This window comes from Sphingorhabdus sp., from assembly GCF_044338195.1.
Classification (GTDB): Bacteria; Pseudomonadota; Alphaproteobacteria; order Sphingomonadales; family Sphingomonadaceae; genus Sphingorhabdus_B.
This window is the reverse complement of record NZ_JBIIMC010000004.1, coordinates 23,242-39,994: the sequence shown is the minus strand read 5'-3', so window position 1 is coordinate 39,994 and position 16,753 is coordinate 23,242. Positions and strand designations below refer to the sequence as shown.

20 protein-coding genes are annotated in these 16,753 nt (G+C 56.7%); 10 read left to right on the top strand and 10 right to left on the bottom strand.

Features of this window, described 5'->3' with window-relative positions; translation table 11 throughout:
• Positions 1–235: 235 nt before the first annotated feature.
• Positions 236–1,126 (top strand): alpha/beta hydrolase, encoded by an 891-nt coding sequence (locus tag ACIQZK_RS02195; RefSeq protein ID WP_397574716.1) that lies wholly within the window; start codon positions 236–238, stop codon positions 1,124–1,126.
• Here the strand turns inward: ACIQZK_RS02195 and ACIQZK_RS02190 are convergent.
• Positions 1,123–2,439: a lipopolysaccharide biosynthesis protein gene (locus tag ACIQZK_RS02190; RefSeq protein WP_397574715.1), complete on the bottom strand. Its 1,317-nt coding sequence runs from the start codon at positions 2,437–2,439 to the stop codon at positions 1,123–1,125. The genes ACIQZK_RS02195 and ACIQZK_RS02190 overlap by 4 nt on opposite strands.
• A gap of 140 nt (positions 2,440–2,579) precedes the next feature.
• On the opposite strand from ACIQZK_RS02190, the gene ACIQZK_RS02185 reads away from it, so the two are divergent.
• A complete protein-coding gene (locus ACIQZK_RS02185; protein ID WP_397574714.1) occupies positions 2,580–3,806 on the top strand; it encodes a hypothetical protein in 1,227 nt (408 codons plus the stop codon).
• A 9-nt stretch (positions 3,807–3,815) separates the two neighbouring features.
• Here ACIQZK_RS02185 and ACIQZK_RS02180 read toward each other — a convergent pair whose 3' ends face one another.
• Complete coding sequence (locus ACIQZK_RS02180; RefSeq protein ID WP_397574713.1) at positions 3,816–4,490, bottom strand: HAD family hydrolase; 675 nt, start codon at positions 4,488–4,490, stop codon at positions 3,816–3,818.
• A 35-nt stretch (positions 4,491–4,525) separates the two neighbouring features.
• On the opposite strand from ACIQZK_RS02180, the gene ACIQZK_RS02175 reads away from it, so the two are divergent.
• Positions 4,526–5,365, top strand: a complete 840-nt coding sequence (locus tag ACIQZK_RS02175) for a nucleotidyltransferase family protein (protein WP_397574712.1) — start codon at positions 4,526–4,528, stop codon at positions 5,363–5,365.
• On the opposite strand, the gene rpoN is transcribed toward ACIQZK_RS02175, so the two are convergent.
• The 5 genes from rpoN to ACIQZK_RS02150 all read right to left on the bottom strand — a co-directional run bounded on the left by rpoN (position 5,366) and on the right by ACIQZK_RS02150 (position 9,592).
• Positions 5,366–6,853 (bottom strand): RNA polymerase factor sigma-54, encoded by a 1,488-nt coding sequence (gene rpoN / locus ACIQZK_RS02170; protein WP_397574711.1) that lies wholly within the window; start codon positions 6,851–6,853, stop codon positions 5,366–5,368.
• 28 nt (positions 6,854–6,881) lie between these two features.
• On the bottom strand, positions 6,882–7,652 hold the full coding sequence (lptB, locus tag ACIQZK_RS02165; protein ID WP_397574710.1) for an LPS export ABC transporter ATP-binding protein: 771 nt from the start codon (positions 7,650–7,652) through the stop codon (positions 6,882–6,884).
• Between the two features lie 129 nt (positions 7,653–7,781).
• Positions 7,782–8,306 carry an LptA/OstA family protein gene (locus tag ACIQZK_RS02160; protein WP_397574709.1) on the bottom strand — a complete coding sequence of 175 codons (525 nt, stop codon included), beginning with the start codon at positions 8,304–8,306 and terminating at the stop codon, positions 7,782–7,784.
• A 7-nt stretch (positions 8,307–8,313) separates the two neighbouring features.
• A complete protein-coding gene (locus ACIQZK_RS02155) occupies positions 8,314–8,949 on the bottom strand; it encodes an LPS export ABC transporter periplasmic protein LptC (protein WP_397574708.1) in 636 nt (211 codons plus the stop codon).
• Positions 8,950–8,974: 25 nt separating this feature from the next.
• Positions 8,975–9,592, bottom strand: a complete 618-nt coding sequence (locus ACIQZK_RS02150; RefSeq protein ID WP_397574707.1) for a ribonuclease D — start codon at positions 9,590–9,592, stop codon at positions 8,975–8,977.
• A 215-nt stretch (positions 9,593–9,807) separates the two neighbouring features.
• Here ACIQZK_RS02150 and ACIQZK_RS02145 point away from each other — a divergent pair, with 215 nt between their 5' ends.
• Positions 9,808–10,593: a cold-shock protein gene (locus tag ACIQZK_RS02145; RefSeq protein ID WP_395634731.1), complete on the top strand. Its 786-nt coding sequence runs from the start codon at positions 9,808–9,810 to the stop codon at positions 10,591–10,593.
• A 137-nt stretch (positions 10,594–10,730) separates the two neighbouring features.
• Here ACIQZK_RS02145 and ACIQZK_RS02140 read toward each other — a convergent pair whose 3' ends face one another.
• Complete coding sequence (locus tag ACIQZK_RS02140) at positions 10,731–11,297, bottom strand: TMEM165/GDT1 family protein (protein WP_397574706.1); 567 nt, start codon at positions 11,295–11,297, stop codon at positions 10,731–10,733.
• Positions 11,298–11,622: 325 nt separating this feature from the next.
• Here ACIQZK_RS02140 and rpmG point away from each other — a divergent pair, with 325 nt between their 5' ends.
• Positions 11,623–11,790 carry a 50S ribosomal protein L33 gene (rpmG, locus tag ACIQZK_RS02135; RefSeq protein ID WP_125229418.1) on the top strand — a complete coding sequence of 56 codons (168 nt, stop codon included), beginning with the start codon at positions 11,623–11,625 and terminating at the stop codon, positions 11,788–11,790.
• Positions 11,791–11,856: 66 nt separating this feature from the next.
• Here the strand turns inward: rpmG and ACIQZK_RS02130 are convergent, their stop codons facing one another.
• Together ACIQZK_RS02130 and ACIQZK_RS02125 are read right to left on the bottom strand one after the other, a co-directional pair.
• Complete coding sequence (locus ACIQZK_RS02130; protein ID WP_397574705.1) at positions 11,857–12,432, bottom strand: hypothetical protein; 576 nt, start codon at positions 12,430–12,432, stop codon at positions 11,857–11,859.
• A 35-nt stretch (positions 12,433–12,467) separates the two neighbouring features.
• The gene (locus ACIQZK_RS02125) at positions 12,468–12,833 is read right to left on the bottom strand and encodes a response regulator (RefSeq protein ID WP_397574704.1); all 366 of its coding nucleotides are present in this window, start codon (positions 12,831–12,833) and stop codon (positions 12,468–12,470) included.
• 53 nt (positions 12,834–12,886) lie between these two features.
• Between ACIQZK_RS02125 and ACIQZK_RS02120 the strand changes: the two genes are divergently transcribed.
• The 5 genes from ACIQZK_RS02120 (at position 12,887) to ACIQZK_RS02100 (ending at position 16,684) form a co-directional block, all read left to right on the top strand.
• A complete protein-coding gene (locus ACIQZK_RS02120) occupies positions 12,887–13,156 on the top strand; it encodes a DUF3572 family protein (protein WP_397574703.1) in 270 nt (89 codons plus the stop codon).
• On the top strand, positions 13,153–13,797 hold the full coding sequence (locus ACIQZK_RS02115; protein WP_397574702.1) for an HAD family hydrolase: 645 nt from the start codon (positions 13,153–13,155) through the stop codon (positions 13,795–13,797). The genes ACIQZK_RS02120 and ACIQZK_RS02115 overlap by 4 nt, the downstream gene beginning before the upstream one ends.
• Positions 13,794–14,258 (top strand): RidA family protein, encoded by a 465-nt coding sequence (locus ACIQZK_RS02110; RefSeq protein ID WP_397574701.1) that lies wholly within the window; start codon positions 13,794–13,796, stop codon positions 14,256–14,258. The genes ACIQZK_RS02115 and ACIQZK_RS02110 overlap by 4 nt, the downstream gene beginning before the upstream one ends.
• Positions 14,258–15,391 carry a GNAT family N-acetyltransferase gene (locus ACIQZK_RS02105; protein ID WP_397574700.1) on the top strand — a complete coding sequence of 378 codons (1,134 nt, stop codon included), beginning with the start codon at positions 14,258–14,260 and terminating at the stop codon, positions 15,389–15,391. Before ACIQZK_RS02110 ends, ACIQZK_RS02105 begins: the two co-directional genes overlap by 1 nt.
• Before the next feature lie 81 nt (positions 15,392–15,472).
• A complete protein-coding gene (locus ACIQZK_RS02100) occupies positions 15,473–16,684 on the top strand; it encodes an acyl-CoA dehydrogenase family protein (RefSeq protein WP_397574699.1) in 1,212 nt (403 codons plus the stop codon).
• The last annotated feature ends 69 nt before the right edge of the window (positions 16,685–16,753 follow it).

The following is a 16,753-nucleotide window of genomic DNA, read 5'->3' as shown; positions in this document are numbered from 1 at the left end:
TTCAGTCCGTCATTCGGTCCAGTGCCGGCAAACACGGAGCATAGCTGACGCTGTCCGGTGCCATAGACATAAACTTGACTGCCTCTTTGGACAGCTGTGACTATCTCGGACACATTCCACCCCCATTATCTGCCCTTGAATGACAATGCGTTGAACCAAGACGTTAGGCAAGGGGCGAAAGCTTCTGTGCCCGTTTGTCATTGTGTTTCCAATGGTTAAACGGCACATACCGCGCATGATCAAATATATCCTTATCGCTTTGCTCCTTGCGCTTGTTGGTTCCGGCCTTTGGCTTTGGAACAAGAGCGATCCACAAAAGCTCGATTTTGCGGACCGGTGGGCGCCGGGCGCGGCGGAGTTTGATGGAACGCCTGTGACGGCGATCGCTTATGGCACCGACGCGCGGCAGAAGCTGGATATCTACGCACCTGAAGGCGCGGCGTCCGCGCCTTACCCCGTCCTTATCTTCTTTCATGGTGGTGCGTGGCGCGATGGTGAGCGGGAAGGTTATGGCTTTTTGGGTCGTGCATTTGCATCGCGCGGATATGTCACCGTCATTGCCGATTATCGCAAATCGCCAAAGGTCCGCTTTCCGGCATTTGTGGACGATACAGCGGCGGCCATTGCGTGGGTGCACGCAAATATTGCCAAGCATCAGGGCAACAAAGACCAAATCTTCCTGATGGGACACAGCGCCGGCGCGCATATCGCGATGATGACAGCGCTTGATCCGCGCTATTTGAAGGCGCAGGGCCTTGCGACGGACGTTATTAAAGGCGTCATCGGTTTGGCAGGCCCTTATGATTTCTTGCCGCTCACGACCGATTCATCGAAAATTGCCTTTGGCCAATGGCCCGACTTAACCGAGACCCAGCCGATCACATACGCGCGCGCCGATGCGCCGCCATTGTTGTTGCTGACAGGGGACAAGGATAGCGTGGTCAAGCCGCGCAACAGCAAGGTCCTGTCGGAACGGATCGCCGCGCTGGGTGGGAAACAGCAGCTGAAAATTTATCCCGATGTTGGCCATTCCGACATCATCATGGCGGTCGCGCGTCCCTTCCGGAACAAGGCGTCTGTCATTACCGATGTTACGACCTTCATAAAGGCGCATGAGCCGCGTTAAGCCGCGTCTGCGGGTTTTGGCGCAACGATCTTTTGCCGATAGGAAATGACCAGCAGCGCGGCGTTGACCAATGCTGCGCCTAACATCGCAAATGCTGCACCAACCTCGCCATAACTTGGCATAAGCCAGATCATCATCAGCACCACGACAATAGCGCCGGCAAGGCTGCACAGCATCACGCGCCCAGCCTTGCCCGCGGTGAGCAGCGCAGGCTCCAGCCCTAATGTGGCAAATTGGACGGCGGTGGCTGTGCCCAAGATCATGACCAAAGGATAGGCGGCGACAAACTCTGCGCCAAATATCCACATCAAGGCGGGTTTTCCGGCGAAGCCGACAATCGCCAATACGAGCACCGCCGCAACGCCGGACACTTTAATCATGCGGCTGAGCAAATTGCTCGCATCTTTGGCGTCGACGGTGTGCGCAACGCGGGCATATTCGGTGAATAGCGCCATCGATATGGCATCGCCGACGCGCGCAAAGACCTGACCCAATTGATAGCCCAGCCGGAAAAATCCAGCCGCTGCTGCACCGACGGAAAAGCCGACCACAACCGCGACCATTTGCTGGCTCGTCAGCTTAAAGCTGGAACCCACATTGGACCATAAGGCGAATTTGGTAATGCCGGGGAAGCTTTCCTGAAAGCCGCGCAGGCTTGGCATAGTGCTGAGCCGCAGCGGCAATTTGAGCCGGCGCAAAACATTGCCCCACACCCATAGCGTTGGCACCATTTCGGACACGAGCCACACCGCGAGGAACCCCCATGCCGTAGGCTGTGTCAGCACCAATATGCCGGTGCCGACAAGGCGGATGATAGGCACCAGCATGTCGGGAATGGCGGCGTCGCCAAAGCGGTCGTTGATGCGCAGCAGTCCTGTCGGTGTGGAGCGTGCGGACAGCACCAAAAGCACCGTGAAGCCGACCACGGCGATTGCCTCTGAATCACTCCAGCCTTGGTTATATGCAAGCGCCCATGCGCCGACCATCGCGACCAGGAACGCCAGCAATGCCCCGATTAAATCAAGGATAAGGCAAAACCATGTGAGTTCGGCCAGCTTGTGATCGGACTTTGTGTGCACCAAGGTCGTGCCATAGCGGATCAGAATTTGCCATGTCTGGAATGATGTGAAGCTGGCTATCGTCTGGGCAAAGCTGAAGATCAGCATGAATTTGCCAAATTCTGCCGCACCCAAGCTTTGGGTAGAAACGGCAAGGTAGATAAGGCTGAGCACCGCAGAGGTGGTCTTTGGCAAGAACAGCCAAGCGCCCGATTGCAAAATGCGCCGCCCACTCCCCTGTTTTTGTTCAGCCATTACGCCAGACCCCCAATCAGTCTGCGGGACTAGTGCACTTCCGCCGTTAATCAAAGCCATGTCATGATGTGCAGGTAAAAAATTGAACGCACTGCAAACTGGTCGCAAAAATTGATCAATGGCGATAGATGCCCCATTGTATGAATAATCCACGACACAAGAAGGCTGCGGCGTCCGTCAAATCGGACGTCATTTTCCTGTTCAACCATGATGCCGGCCACCAAGTGGCGCATTTGGCGGGGATAGCTGGCGCATTCGCTTTACGTGAAAAAGCCTACCGGGCAATCGTCGCCTTTGGCAGTGATGTGACGCGCAAAGAGGTCGAAAGACTGCTGACGCCCGAACAGATTGCCGCCTTGCATTGGCGATCTCTCGCGCTCCCCGAATGGCTCAAGACGCTCACAAACGGTCTGAACAGGCTTGTGCCTGTTCACCGGATATTGCGTTTATACTGGCATAATGCGTTCTTGCGGAAATCCGTCGCCATCGTGTCGACCGAACGCACATGCCTTACCCTGAAACGCCATTGGGCCAAATTTCGCCGTCGCGCACATCGCCCAGTCTTTGTCTGTGTGCCGCATGGGGCGGGGGACCGGAATGTATCTTTTCACCCTGCATTCCGAGACTTTGACCTGTTGATGGTCAGCGGACAAAAGGTCGTGGACCAAATGGTAGATGCTGGCGTTTCGACGCCCGAACGCTGCCGGATTATCGGTTACCCAAAGTTCGACATTTTGCGGGGACGCGCCCCCGAAACATTTTTCGACAACAAAAAGCCGACATTTTTATACAACCCGCATTTCGATCCACATATGTCCAGCTGGTTCGATCACGGGGCAGACATATTGGAATTTTTTTACCAGAATGCGGACCGTTACAATCTGATCTTTGCGCCGCATGTGATGCTCTTTTATAAAAAGGTGCATATTTCGCCCGAATATCGCGTGACCCGCACGCGGCCAGACATTGATCCCAAATATTATGATGCCCCGAATATCCGGATCGATGTGGATAGTGCGCGCCTGTTTGACATGAGCTACACCTTGTCCGCCGACGTCTATATTGGCGATGTTTCAAGCCAGGTGTATGAATTTCTGCATCGCCCGCGCGCCTGTTTTTTCATCGATACGCACAGTGCGGCCGTGCCAGGTAGCGCGCCAGAATATGATTTCTGGAACAACGGTCCGGTTGTCCGCACGGCCAAGCAGTTGATAGCATTGTTGCCCGATCATGCGCAGATTGCCGCACAATATCGCAAAGCCCAAGAGCAGCGCATGGCCTACACCGCCGACCAAAGCGATCCGCGTCCAGCGTCGGAGCGTGGCGCGGAGGCGTTGCGCCAATATATTGAAAGCTTAGCGAGCTGAAGCGGGCGCCTATGCGCTGCGGAAATCCAGAATGCCCCAATTGGCCTCGGCAGCGGCCTTCATAAAGTGTTTGGAGGGGTTCACGGCATAGCCTTCGTCTGCGAAGTCTAAAGTGAACCGATCGCTCAGATCGTCCGAATAAAAACGGATATGCGCATCTTGGCGGTTAATGCCCTGTTGCGACAGCCACTCCTGCACGCGGCGCAATTTTTCTCCGGCATAGCAATTCTCGCCGTCGATGCGGTGCATCAGTTGGCCGTCTTCGTGGCTGATATGGCGCGTCGCAATGACAGCATCAAAACCAATTTTCGCGCCGATGTCGCCCGCATAAAAATAGGGTGCAGCGGTGGCCATCACCAGCAATGCCCCGCGCGCCCGATCTGCGTCTATGCGTGCAACGGCCCCCGGTTGAAGGCCTTCGCGCACAACCCGTTCGGCAAAATGGGCGACGATATTGGATAAAGCGTCCGGACAGATTTGGCGTCCGATGAACATAGCGATCCCAAATTGTTTCAGGGGTTTGCGCCCATATAGGCGAAGCTTATATCCCAGCATCGCCGCGATCCAAACCGGCAGTAATGCCAGACGAATGGGGGCGGTCCGCCGGGCATAAAATAGCAGAAAATGTGTAAAGGTCGGGCGACGGGTTATGGTCTTGTCGAGATCATATATTGCAATATTCATATTTGGTCGCCAAGCCCCACCCCAAGGTATGCCAAATGCGTTGGCGCACCCCCGATTTGGATGCGTTTAGGAGAAGCTGTTTGCAAGCGCAATGGACCTGCATCGTCCTTGCCGGGCAAAGGCCCGGACCGGATATGTTTGCACAGCATTTTGGGCTTAAGCTGAAAGCTCTGGTGCCCGTGCGCGGCGAACCGATGATTAGCCACGTCGTGCGCACGCTGCGTGCGTCGCCGCTTATCGGTGAAATTATTGTCCTATGTCAGGAACCCGACGCGCTGCGTTCAGCGGTGGATGCCGCAGGCGGCGCAACGCTGGTCGAAAGCCAAAGCAGTATATCGCTGAGCATCAAACGGCAGGTGGATGTATTAGGATTTTCGTCGCCGATATTGGTGACCACCGCGGACCACCCCTTGTTAACCGTTGATATGATCGCCGAATTTCTGGGCAAAGCCGATGGCGATGTGGCCATTGCGATGGTGGAACGAAAGACAATGTTGGCGCAGTTTCCAGACGCCAAACGCACATGGCTGCGTTTTTCGGACGGGGCATGGTCGGGCGCAAATCTCTTCGCATTGATGAGCCCCAAGTCCGCATTCGCACTCGATTTATGGGCAGAGGCTGAACAGGATCGCAAGAAAGCATGGCGCCTGTTCATGCACTTCGGGGTGCGGCTGGCCTTGCGCGCGCTGACCCGCACGATTGGATTGCGGCAGGCGTTGACGATTGCGGGCAAACGCCTTGGCCTTGTTGCAACGCTGGTGCCGATGTCTGACCCTATCGCTGCAATAGACGTGGATAAGGTTAGCGACCATATATTGGCCGAGAAAATTCTTATCGACCGCGAGACATTCGCGCGATCACATCTGCCGGCTTGATTAGCGGCCCATTTTCTTTTGCCGCCGTCTTTGCACGGACGATCCGATACCCATGGCTTCGCGATATTTCGCAACGGTGCGGCGGGCAATGTCGAAGCCTTTTGCCGTCAACAAATCGACCAGCGTGTCATCGGACAGAATCTTTTCGCCCTCGGCATCAATCAAGGATTTGATGTGGCTTTTGACGGCTTGCGCCGACGCGCCCTCACCGTCGGCGGATTGAACGCCCGATGAGAAGAAATATTTGAGGTCAAACAGGCCGCGTCCGCAATGCAGATATTTGTTGCTGGTGACCCGGCTGACGGTGGATTCATGCATATCGATGGCATCGGCCACTTGCCGCAGCGTGAGTGGTCGCAAATGGGCGACGCCGTTGCGAAAAAAGCCGTCCTGCTGCTTCACAATCTCGGTGGCGACCTTGACGATGGTGCGCTGTCTTTGATCCATGGCTTTGATGAGCCAATTTGCATCCGCTATGCAGTCGCTGAGCCAGGCCTTTGTGGCTTTGTCTTGCCCAAGCTCGGCAACATAGCTGCGGTTGATGAGGATACGGGGCAGGTTGGCACTGTTCAATTCGATGGCCCAGCCTGCGCCGCGCGGCGTGATGAATATGTCGGGCGTGACCGCAAGCATATCTTCGCTTTCGAACCGGCAACCGGGTTTTGGATCATAGCCGCGCAGTTCGACCAGCATATCGCGCAAGTCTTCGTCGTCGACGCGGCACATCCGCTTAAGCTGGTCAAACGCGCCCTTTGCAACCAAGTCGAGATTGTCGATAAGCTTGGCCATGCAAGGGTCATAACGATCCGCCTCGCGCGCCTGAATGGCAAGGCATTCGGACAGGTTTCGCGCGCCGACGCCTGTGGGGTCGAACCGCTGCAACTCCGAAAGCGCGGCCTCCATGTCGGCCACGGAAACGCCAAGCCGGTAGGCCGTCGCCATCAGGTCCTCGCCAACATAGCCCGTGGGTTCGATATGTTCGATAATCTGTTGGACCAGAAATAGCTGGCGTCCGGACAGGCTTGATCCTGCCTGCGCCATCAAATGTTCACGCAGGCTGATGTCGCGCGCGGCAAAGCTGTCGAAATCAGGTCCGTCTGCATCGAACGCATTGGATGCCGTGTTGCCCGAAAGCCCAAGCATACCATCGGCCCCGCCGACACTGTCGGATGGGGTGTCATGGTGGAACGTTTCTGCGCTGAAATCGACATCCAGCGCGTCCGATGTGCCTTGGCCATCGCCGCTGAGCAGGTCGTCACTCGCCCGCTCGCCACTGTCGTTCAGTGCGGGCGCGAAATCCTCGGTCGGCACATCAGGGGCAGCGTCGCTGCTGCCTGTTTCCAAAACGGGATTACGTTCGACCTCTTCCGCGATGAACGCTTCAATTTCGAGCGACGACAATGCCAGCAGTTTAATCGCCTGCTGCAGTTGCGGTGTCATCACCAGCGACTGGCTTTGGCGAAGATCGAGACGGGGTGCTAATGCCATGACGTTATGGTTCCGTCATCGCCGCAAATCACATTGCAAAACTCTCGCCGAGATACAGGCGGCGCACATTGGGATCCGCGACCAACGCCTCGGGCGACCCTGCGAACAGAACCTGCCCGCCATAAATGATGCAGGCGCGGTCAACGATATCGAGCGTTTCGCGCACATTATGATCGGTAATCAGCACACCGATGCCGCGGGTTTTCAATTCTTTCACCAAATCGCGAATATCGGAAATGGATATCGGGTCGATGCCGGCGAAAGGTTCATCGAGCAACATGATCGACGGATTGGCCGCCAGCGCGCGGGCAATTTCACAGCGCCGCCGCTCGCCACCCGAAAGCGCCATGGCGGGCGCACTGCGTAAACGGGTGAGGCCAAATTCGCCAAGCAGTTTTTCCAACCGCTCGTGGCGCGCGTCTGCATCGGGTTCTGCCATTTCCAGAACGGCGCTGATATTTTGTTCCACGGTCATGCCGCGGAAAATCGATGTTTCTTGCGGCAGATAGCCCAAGCCCAAAATTGCGCGGCGATACATCGGCAGGTTGGTGATGTCCGCGCCATCCAATGTGATGCGTCCGCTGTCGGGCTTTACCAGCCCCATGATGGAATAAAAGCAGGTGGTTTTACCTGCGCCATTGGGGCCAAGCAGACCCACCACTTCGCCCTTCGCAACCGAGAGCGACACATCGGTCAATACCGCGCGCTTGTCATAGCTTTTGGCGATGGAAACGACACCCAGTCCGGATTGCACGCCGTCGTCCGTCGTCGCATCCGCAGCGGGAGAAGTTGCAGTCATGCTATCCATATCCAAATTTCGCCCGCGATTTTGCCGTTGATATCCAACAGACAGCTAATGAATGCTGACCCATTTTGCAATTGGCATGATTTATGCTGCCCCGTTTTAGGGGCTGTTCGGGATTGCCCCCTAATTTTTGCGCTGCGGAACGCTAAAGCTACCCTTAACGCGGCCACCCGCGTTGGTTATACCGGCAGGGCCACCGCCATTGAGGGTTGAGCGGCCTGAATTGAGATCGATGACAAGCCTGCCGCCGTTTAGCCGGTTGCTGCCTTGCACCAGATCCACATTGCCAATCAGCGTGATCAGGCTGGAGTCCAGATCATATATGGCCGAGCTGCTGGTCGCGCGCAGATCATCTTTGGTGATGGTCACGCCGCCGGTGGCATCGAGGCGATTGATATCCACGCCACCATTGCTGGAATAGGCACCTGTCACGCGATTTGCTTTCAACACGAGCCCGGCCTGTGTGACGGTTACTCCGTCTGACAACACGAAACGATCTGCTCGGTCTTGCAGTTCCGAGGATCCAGCATCGACAAAGACCGGTGCGTTGCTATCATGGTTGCGAATGCTTTGCGCCGACGCCGAAGACAGCATCATGATGCCCGCAAATGCGGCGGCCAGTCCAAAGGAGATAGAAGCTTTGCTCATGTTGGCCTCACTTAATCGCATTCTGCTCGATACGCAAACGAACGCCGCCATCTAGCCGGATGATGCGCGTATCGAGGTCAGCGCGCAAGCGTCCGGCATGGAAGGTCCCGACCTTTGTTCGGCCGCTCACGGGACCAAAGCTTTGCATCGTCCGGTCTTTCAATGACAGCTCCACATTGCTGACAACCATATCATAGCCCGGCGATTCAACGGCCAACGGGCCCGTGACGCGCATCGTTTCCTTGCCAAGGTCATAGCTGCCGCGTTGTGCGATGATGGAGGCTGGGCCGTCCTGCAACGATATCCGGCCCGACAATGATGTCATGTCGAGAACAGGTTGCGCCGATGTCTTCTGAACCGCGCTGCCCGCGCGCAGTGAAAAGGGCCGGCCTTTGCTGTCTTCGCCGCGATACAGTGCCTCAACAACGCGCAACCGCTCACGCGACAGATTTACTTCGTCTTTATTCAGGACAAAGCTGAGTTCCTGCTGCCCGGTAAATGGGCTGAACGCCAATATAGCGACAAGCAAACCGATGATGCTCGGCAAGACAACCCGCATCGCGCGGATAAGGCGGTCATGCCGTCCACCGGGCAATGCCCAGCGTTGACGATAATTGCGTTCAAGATCGGCCTGTGCGGACATGTTATGTCTTTAACCCGAATAAACCTTAACTGTGCCCGAATATATCGGTCTCTGGCCAGCCAGACAGATCGAGGTTCGCACGGTGCGGCAGAAAGTCAAAACACGCCTGCGCCAGCTCCGTGCGGCCTTCGCGTTCCAAACGCACGACAAATTCGGCATGTAAGCGGTGCAAATAGCGCACGTCGCTGGCGGCATAATCTTTTTGCGCTTCGGACAATATGGGACCGCCCCAGTCGCTGGACTGTTGCTGCTTGGAAATGTCTGTCGACAGCATTTCCTTCACCAGTTCCTTCAGCCCGTGGCGGTCGGTATAGGTCCGAACGAGGCGCGAGGCGATTTTGGTGCAGAATAACGGCGTCGCGACGACGTTCAAATAATACGAAATCGCCGCCAAATCGAATCGGGCAAAATGGAACAGCTTCAAACGGGCGGGATCGGCGAGTACCGCACGCAAATTTGGTGCAGAAAAGTCACTGTCGCGGCCAAAACGCACAAGATGTTCATCGCCGCGCCCGTCGGAAATCTGCAGCAAGCACAGCCTGTCACGCGGGGTGATGAGCCCCATGGTTTCGGTGTCTACGGCGACGGGGCCATCGGCCAGCACGCCTGCGGGAAGGTCTTCTTCGTGTAAATAAACGCTCATGCTAGCCCCTTGCCCCACCGGACCGTGCAAGGCAAATGAAACTACAGTTGGCACCCTGCGATTTTCGGCCGCAATATTAGCTATCGCGTAACCTTTTATTGCGATATACAAAATGCTTGCGCAATCACCGACGGCTGCGCTTGTGACGTGCAGTACAGTCGCCCTCGACTGCATAACATAGTGGTTCAGGGCGATGAGAAGGCAAGTAAGAAGTTATGGGTTTTGATCGCAAGCGTGCTGGCAAAGGCCGGGACAAAAGAGATGGTTTCGGTGATGAAAGCTATGACGGTTATCGCGCACCGTCCCCCTATCAAAGTGATTTTGGGGGCGGCCGCTCAGGTGGCGGTTACGGCGGCGGAAATAGCGGCGGCGGTGGCTTCGGTGCACCTCGGCGTGGCCCAGGCGGCCCACCAATGCCAGCGCAAGTCATCGGTTCCGGCAAAGGAATTGTTAAGTTTTTCAATGGTCAAAAGGGCTTTGGCTTCATTCAGGTCGATGGTCGTCCCGATGATGTGTTCGTGCACATCAGCGCGGTTGAGCAAGCTGGCCTGACGGGTCTTGCTGAAGGCCAGCCGCTCGAATTCTCGCTCGTTGAGCGTGGCGGCAAGGTTTCGGCAACGGACCTCGTCATCGATGGTGAGCCAATGGAAGTGACCGAGCGCGCACCGCGTTCGGACCGTCCAGCATTTGATCGTGACCGCGGCCCGCGTGGCGATGACCGTGGTGGCTTCCGCGGTGGTGACCGTGATTCGGCACCACGTGGTCCGCAGCGCGAATCGACTGGCGAACGTGCCAATGGTACCGTCAAATTCTTCAACGACATGAAGGGTTTTGGTTTTGTGCAGCGTGATGATGGCGGCGAAGATGTGTTTGTGCACATTTCTGCGCTTGAACGTTCGGGCATGGGCCAAGTGACTCAGGGTGACCGTTTGGCGTTTGACATCGAAATCGATCGTCGCGGCAAATATTCGGCCACAAATTTGGGCCCGCTTTCCGAATAAGCGCGCTTTAGAATTTCAAAAAGGCGGGTGGAGCAAAACGCTTCGCCCGCCTTTTTTGTGTCTTTCATGCCTTGCCGATTGTCGCGGCCAGGAACCAGGCGCGCTATTTACAGCACCTGCCCGTGCGGTAGCGGCAATCAGCTGATGCCATTGGCCTGCGTGGCCAGTACAAAGCCCCATCCCAGCAACAATGCGCCAGAGGCCCACCTTATGGGTTTCAACGGCACAATCTGGCCAAGCCGCGCGCGCAGGATGACCGCAGGCACCGTTGCGGCCATGATGCCGACGAACCCGCCAACCGCAGCCATGCCCCAATCAGGCGTGCGGGCGCCTTGCGCGGCGATGATGAACTGGCTCTTGTCGCCAAATTCCAGGATAAACAGACCTAAGAATGCGGTCAGAAATGCAGGGGTTTTCCACCCCGATAACGGGTCGACATTGCGCCGCCACAGCAACATGCCAGCGCCGGCAAAAATATAAGCCAGGCCAGCGAACATCTGAACGGACTGCGCGCTCATCCAACGGGCGATCGCCGAGCCGCCGGCTGCCGAAATGCCGCAATTGAGCAAAGTGGCACAGGCGAGCCCGGCAAGTATCGCGTTGTTGTTGCGATATCGCAGCGCGAGCACGGCAGCGAGGATCTGGGTCCGGTCGCCCATTTCGGCGAGGAAAACAGACAGGAAGGTCGTAAAAGCAGTGTCCATATTTTCTGCCCTAGCACATCATGGTCAAAATGGGATGTGTGCGGCGGGTAGACTGAACTGCGCCGCGAATCGCTTTTGTTTTGGCAATCAAAGTCGGCCATGTTGAACGCGTTCCGGTATCCGAAATATCGACGGTCCGGCCAAACGAAGAGGCGGAAACCAGTCCAGCATGACGATTCAGGGGCCATTGGCCCGCTTTGACGCGTGATTTGGGGTTACGGGCTTGACTTTCACCCGCCAAACCAGCAAAGGCCCGCGTCTGTGAACAGCGCGGCCAAACCCTGCGCAGTTTTTTGCGACATTATTTGAACAAAAGGAATGGGCCATGGCGAAGCCAGCCACGATCAAGATCAAGCTGCTCAGCACCGCTGACACGGGCTTCTTCTACGTGACCAAGAAAAATCCACGCAACATCACTGAAAAGATGACGTTCCGTAAATATGACCCCGTCGTGCGCAAGCATGTCGAGTTCAAGGAAGCCAAAATCAAGTAAGCCAACGCGCTGCTTGAATAAGCTATCGATCAGGGCGCTTCGGGCGCCCTTTTTGATTCGATCGGTTCAGTCCGCTTTCGACGCGCCCAAGCAACCATATGCTTCATTATAGCTCTTCCCCCAGCAACTGATTAAGCTATCCAGAACATCTAAGTTCAAAGGCCAAACGGTTTCGACCGGGTTGCCGTGTATGTCTATCGCGTTTTTTGCACCTTCTGGTTCGGGCATGAGGGATAGTCGGGTACGTGCAGCAAGGAGTGCCGCCTTATCGCCTCTCAAAAATGCGATCGTACCGTCCACATAGTGGTTCCAACCCCAACCCGCATCTTCGCTTTCAGATTTGCGGGCTTTTTCGAACAGTGCAATCGCTGCATCATATTGGCCGATGGACGCTCTCATTTGGCCTTCGTGCCAATATAAAGTGGTTGATCTGCTTTTGTGCGTTGTTCTCCAGTCCGCGATCAGATCGGCGGCTTCACGCTCGCACCCCGCATCGGCGAGCTTTCGCCACCCGCCCGACATATTTTGATCAAATTCATTTTGGCTTAGTGCCATCATTGCCGTCCGATCATAACTACAATCGCGGTCTTCTGCTGCCACCAACAGCGACGCCATCACTATCGCAGACACGAACATCGTCATCACCTCCCTAAGTTTATTGTGTAACTAAGCTCAGGCTAACCAATTATCCCCCGCACTGCCTCCAGAAACGTCATCACCGACACTGGCTTCGACAGATAGCCTTTTGCGCCTGCGGCCATGATCCGGTCCTCGTCACCCTTGCCGGCATAAGCGGTCACGGCGAGCACGGGGATCGCCGACAGCGCCGCGCCCTTTTGCATCGCCTCAATCAGGTCGATGCCGCTGACATGCGGCAGTTGAATGTCCATGATGATAAGGTCCGGCGCGAATGCCCGCGCTTGTTCCAGCGCCAGCCGACCGTCGCGCACGCCCTCGACAACAAACTGGTGCGCGCGCAGCAAATCCGTGAATAGCTTGAGGTTCAGTTCATTATCCTCAACGATCATCACCTTTTTCGACATTACCGCTCTTTTCCCGCTTTGCGTTCGTGGATGCCTTCGCTTAAGCGAAAGCCATGCATGAAACAAATGGCAAGTTAGACGCATCGGGTATGGCGTTTCAGGCTTTGGCTTGGGCGTTGATGGAAGAAGCACGGGCGGAGCGGCTTTTGTCGCTGACCGGCCTGACACCCGAAGGGTTGCGCAGCTCCATCATGGAACGCGGCACACAAGCGGCGATATTATCCTTTCTTGAGGCTTATGAGCCTGACCTCATCGCGTGCGCTGCGGTCATCGGGGTGTCACCGGCATTACTTGTACAGGCACGGCAGGAGTTAGAAGCATGAGTAGGCCATTGCTGATTTCCGATTGCGATGAGGTGCTGTTGCACATGATCGTGCCCTTCCGCGATTGGCTGGACGACGCGCACCACATTCATTTTGACCTCGTCCACGGCGATTGGGGCGAGGCGCTGCGCCACAAGCATGATGGCACGGTGGTTGAGCGCGGCATGGTCTGGGACCTGCTGAACGGCTTCTTCGATACCGAAATGCATCGGCAGCAAGCGATTGATGGCGCGGTCGAAAGCCTTAACCGGCTGCGCGAACATGCCGATGTCGTTATCCTCACCAATTTGCTCGACCACCGCGCTGGGCCACGGACCGAGCAGTTGAAGGCCGTGGGCATCGACGCGCCCGTCTATTGCAACCAAGGCGGCAAGGGCGAGGCACTTGGCCGGATTTTGGACGAATATAAACCCAGCGTTGCCGTTTTCGTCGACGATCTTGGGCATCAGCATGAGTCGGTTGGTGAACAGCATCCCGACGTCTGGCGGCTGCATTTTGTTGGTGAGCCATTGCTGTGGGACCGCGTGAAGCCATCGAAGTCAGCGCATGCGCGGCTGGATCGTTGGGCCGACGCGGAAGTTTGGATTAGGGAGCGGCTGGTTGCGAATGCGCCAGCGCCCAGTTTGGAAAAGGTAGCATGATGATAGAAGCAAAATTGGCCGAACTCGGCATTACCCTCCCTGCACCCGCCGCGCCGGTCGCATCCTATGTGCCCGCTGTCGAAGCGAACGGGATGCTGTTCATTTCGGGGCAGTTGCCCTTTGTCGATGGCAAGGTTGTCACCGGCAAAGTCGGCGATACGCGCAGTCTTGAAGAGGGCAAGGCCGCTGCCAAGGCATGCGGAATCATGCTGATCGCGCAGATGAAGGCCGCGCTTGGCGGCAACCTCGACCGCGTCGAGCGCATCGTCAAGCTTGGCGTCTTTGTCGCATCGACCCCTGACTTTACCGACCAACCCGAAGCCGCCAATGGCGCGTCGGACCTGATGGAAGCTGTGTTCGGCGACGCAGGCAAGCACGCACGTGCGGCTGTCTCGGTCCCTGTATTGCCACGCGATGCAACGGTCGAAATCGACTGCGTGGTAAAGGTTCGCGCGGCTTAATGACCGACGGCGTCACCGCCGAACTCTTAAGCAAGGTCAGCGATATTCCCGCCGACCAGTGGGATGCGCTGAACCCGCGGGGTAATCCGTTTGTGGCCCATGCGTTTTTGGCGGCGTTGGAGGAATCGGGTAGCGTCGGCCCCGGCACGGGCTGGTCGCCTGCGCCGATCATGATCCGCGATGCGGACGGCATTCCCGCGGCTGCGCTTCCTGCCTATCTTAAGAGCCACAGCCGGGGCGAATATGTGTTCGACCATCATTGGGCGGATGCGTTTGAACGGGCGGGCGGGCAATATTATCCCAAGTTGCAGATTGCCGCGCCCTTCTCGCCAGTGCCGGGGCCGCGATTGTTGTTGCGCGACCCAGCGCTTGCGCCCGCGATATTGGCCGCCGCCGAAGCGGTCGTGGACCAGAATGGCCTATCGTCTGCGCACGCAACTTTTGTTGAAGAGGGCGAGCTGGAGTTGTTTCGTGCGGCGGGATGGCTGACGCGCATGGGCACGCAATTTCATTGGCAGAACCGCGATTATGCCGACTTTGACGGTTTTTTGTCCGCATTGTCGTCACGCAAGCGCAAGGCCATTCGCAAGGAGCGGGCTGCTGCACAATCGGCCGTGCGCATTGCGCAAATTAGCGGCGCGGATATCACGCCTGATGACTGGGATGCCTTTTGGGTATTTTACCAAGATACCGGTGCGCGCAAATGGGGGCAGCCTTATCTGACGCGTGCGTTTTTTGACCTCATCGGGGAAAGCATGAAGGACAGCATTGTCCTGTTCCTCGCTTATGATGGTGACCGGCCGATTGCGGGTGCACTAAACTTTGTCAGCCCGGATTGCCTCTATGGTCGTTATTGGGGCTGCACCCGCGACGTACCGTTTCTGCATTTTGAGCTGTGTTATTATCAGGCCATCGATTACGCGATCGCGCATGGCTTGCCCCGCGTTGAGGCGGGCGCGCAGGGTGAGCATAAGCTCGCACGCGGATATGAAGCTGTGCCCACATATTCAGCGCATTATATCGCCAATGCAGGCTTTCGTTCCGCGGTTGCCGATTTCCTTGCCCGCGAAAGTCAGGCGATGGAACGCCAGATAGAGTTTCTGGGCGAAATGGCGCCGTTCAAGAAGGGCTAACGCCACCCTGCACCGAACGGATTTCGGTGTTGCAATCGCCTCTTTAATCGCGCAATTAAAAAGCCGAGAGAGGAATCAGCCATGAGCAAACCAAGTCCCCAAGAATTAGCGGATTTCGAAAAGCAGTGCGATGCGTGGTTCGCCGAAAACACGGTGCGCGACCCGGGCTTTATGTTGCCGCTGACCTTCATGGAAGTTTCCACCGATCAGCAGTTCGATTTCCTGCGCGACTGGCAGCGCAAGGTTTATGAGGCGGGCTATTTCGGCATGTCCTGGCCCACCGAATATGGTGGCTATGGTATGCACCCCGAATATCAACGGATCGCCACACGCGTCATGAAAACGCATGACGCGCCGATTATGCTGAACGCAATTGCGAACGGTTGGACGGGGCCATTGCTGCTCGACATCGGCCGGGAAGAGGACAAGCGCCGTTTCATTAAGCCGATGCTTTCGGCGGAAGAAATCTGGTGTCAGGGCTTTTCGGAGCCAGAGCATGGTTCCGACCTTGGCAGTGCGCAGACCAAAGCGGTGCGCGATGGCGATGAATATGTCATCAATGGCTCGAAGATCTGGACATCATTGGGCGACCGCGCCGATTATATGATCCTGCTCGCGCGCACATCGAATGACGGGCCAAGCAAATATGCAGGGCTATCGTTCTTCCTCGCGCCGATGAAGATTCCCGGCGTTGAAACCCGCCGCCTGAAGAAATTGACGGGCGAATATGGTTTCACCCAATGTTTCTTCACCGATGCCCGCATTCCTGCGTCAGGCCTCGTCGGCGAAGAAGGGCAGGGCTGGATGGTCGCGATGAAGACGCTTGAGTATGAGCGCGGCGCGAAGGTCAATCCGGTCGGCGGTTATTTCGTCAAGGAAATGGACGTCATGGGCGTCATCGATATGGCGCGGTCGGCCAAGCGCGGCGGCAAGCCCGTGCTCGACGATCCCGTCATGCGCGACAGGCTGGTCGATTATATGATCGAAATTCAGGCGCTGAACCTCAACAACCAACGCCGCCGTATGGCGCCGCTGACCAGTGACCGTCCAATGGGCCTTGCGCTCATGAACAAGCTGGCGCGTACCGAGTTGGTGCGCGAGCTCACCGAATTCTCGCTCCAGTTTCAAGGAACGCGTGCGGGCTATTATGTCGGTGACGAGAACGCGGTCGATGACGGCTATTGGCACCGGTCGTACCTGAACAGCTTTTCCGCCACCATCGGCGGGGGCACCAGCCAGATTCAAAAAAATATCATCGGCGAACATGTGCTTGGTTTGCCCAAGGGGCGGTGAGCGATATTGAATAGCGTAGTCCTGAGCCTGCCGAAGGGCGCTTCTACGGCGGGCACGGTTTTTGTTTAG

Coding starts and splice junctions, on each gene's coding strand:
- ACIQZK_RS02195 (WP_397574716.1), top strand. CDS start 236: ATGATCAAATATATCCTTATCGCTTTGCTCCTTGCGCTTGTTGGTTCC.
- ACIQZK_RS02190 (WP_397574715.1), bottom strand. CDS start 2,439: ATGGCTGAACAAAAACAGGGGAGTGGGCGGCGCATTTTGCAATCGGGC.
- ACIQZK_RS02185 (WP_397574714.1), top strand. CDS start 2,580: ATGAATAATCCACGACACAAGAAGGCTGCGGCGTCCGTCAAATCGGAC.
- ACIQZK_RS02180 (WP_397574713.1), bottom strand. CDS start 4,490: ATGAATATTGCAATATATGATCTCGACAAGACCATAACCCGTCGCCCG.
- ACIQZK_RS02175 (WP_397574712.1), top strand. CDS start 4,526: ATGCGTTGGCGCACCCCCGATTTGGATGCGTTTAGGAGAAGCTGTTTG.
- rpoN (WP_397574711.1), bottom strand. CDS start 6,853: ATGGCATTAGCACCCCGTCTCGATCTTCGCCAAAGCCAGTCGCTGGTG.
- lptB (WP_397574710.1), bottom strand. CDS start 7,652: ATGACTGCAACTTCTCCCGCTGCGGATGCGACGACGGACGACGGCGTG.
- ACIQZK_RS02160 (WP_397574709.1), bottom strand. CDS start 8,306: ATGAGCAAAGCTTCTATCTCCTTTGGACTGGCCGCCGCATTTGCGGGC.
- ACIQZK_RS02155 (WP_397574708.1), bottom strand. CDS start 8,949: ATGTCCGCACAGGCCGATCTTGAACGCAATTATCGTCAACGCTGGGCA.
- ACIQZK_RS02150 (WP_397574707.1), bottom strand. CDS start 9,592: ATGAGCGTTTATTTACACGAAGAAGACCTTCCCGCAGGCGTGCTGGCC.
- ACIQZK_RS02145 (WP_395634731.1), top strand. CDS start 9,808: ATGGGTTTTGATCGCAAGCGTGCTGGCAAAGGCCGGGACAAAAGAGAT.
- ACIQZK_RS02140 (WP_397574706.1), bottom strand. CDS start 11,297: ATGGACACTGCTTTTACGACCTTCCTGTCTGTTTTCCTCGCCGAAATG.
- rpmG (WP_125229418.1), top strand. CDS start 11,623: ATGGCGAAGCCAGCCACGATCAAGATCAAGCTGCTCAGCACCGCTGAC.
- ACIQZK_RS02130 (WP_397574705.1), bottom strand. CDS start 12,432: ATGACGATGTTCGTGTCTGCGATAGTGATGGCGTCGCTGTTGGTGGCA.
- ACIQZK_RS02125 (WP_397574704.1), bottom strand. CDS start 12,833: ATGTCGAAAAAGGTGATGATCGTTGAGGATAATGAACTGAACCTCAAG.
- ACIQZK_RS02120 (WP_397574703.1), top strand. CDS start 12,887: ATGCATGAAACAAATGGCAAGTTAGACGCATCGGGTATGGCGTTTCAG.
- ACIQZK_RS02115 (WP_397574702.1), top strand. CDS start 13,153: ATGAGTAGGCCATTGCTGATTTCCGATTGCGATGAGGTGCTGTTGCAC.
- ACIQZK_RS02110 (WP_397574701.1), top strand. CDS start 13,794: ATGATGATAGAAGCAAAATTGGCCGAACTCGGCATTACCCTCCCTGCA.
- ACIQZK_RS02105 (WP_397574700.1), top strand. CDS start 14,258: ATGACCGACGGCGTCACCGCCGAACTCTTAAGCAAGGTCAGCGATATT.
- ACIQZK_RS02100 (WP_397574699.1), top strand. CDS start 15,473: ATGAGCAAACCAAGTCCCCAAGAATTAGCGGATTTCGAAAAGCAGTGC.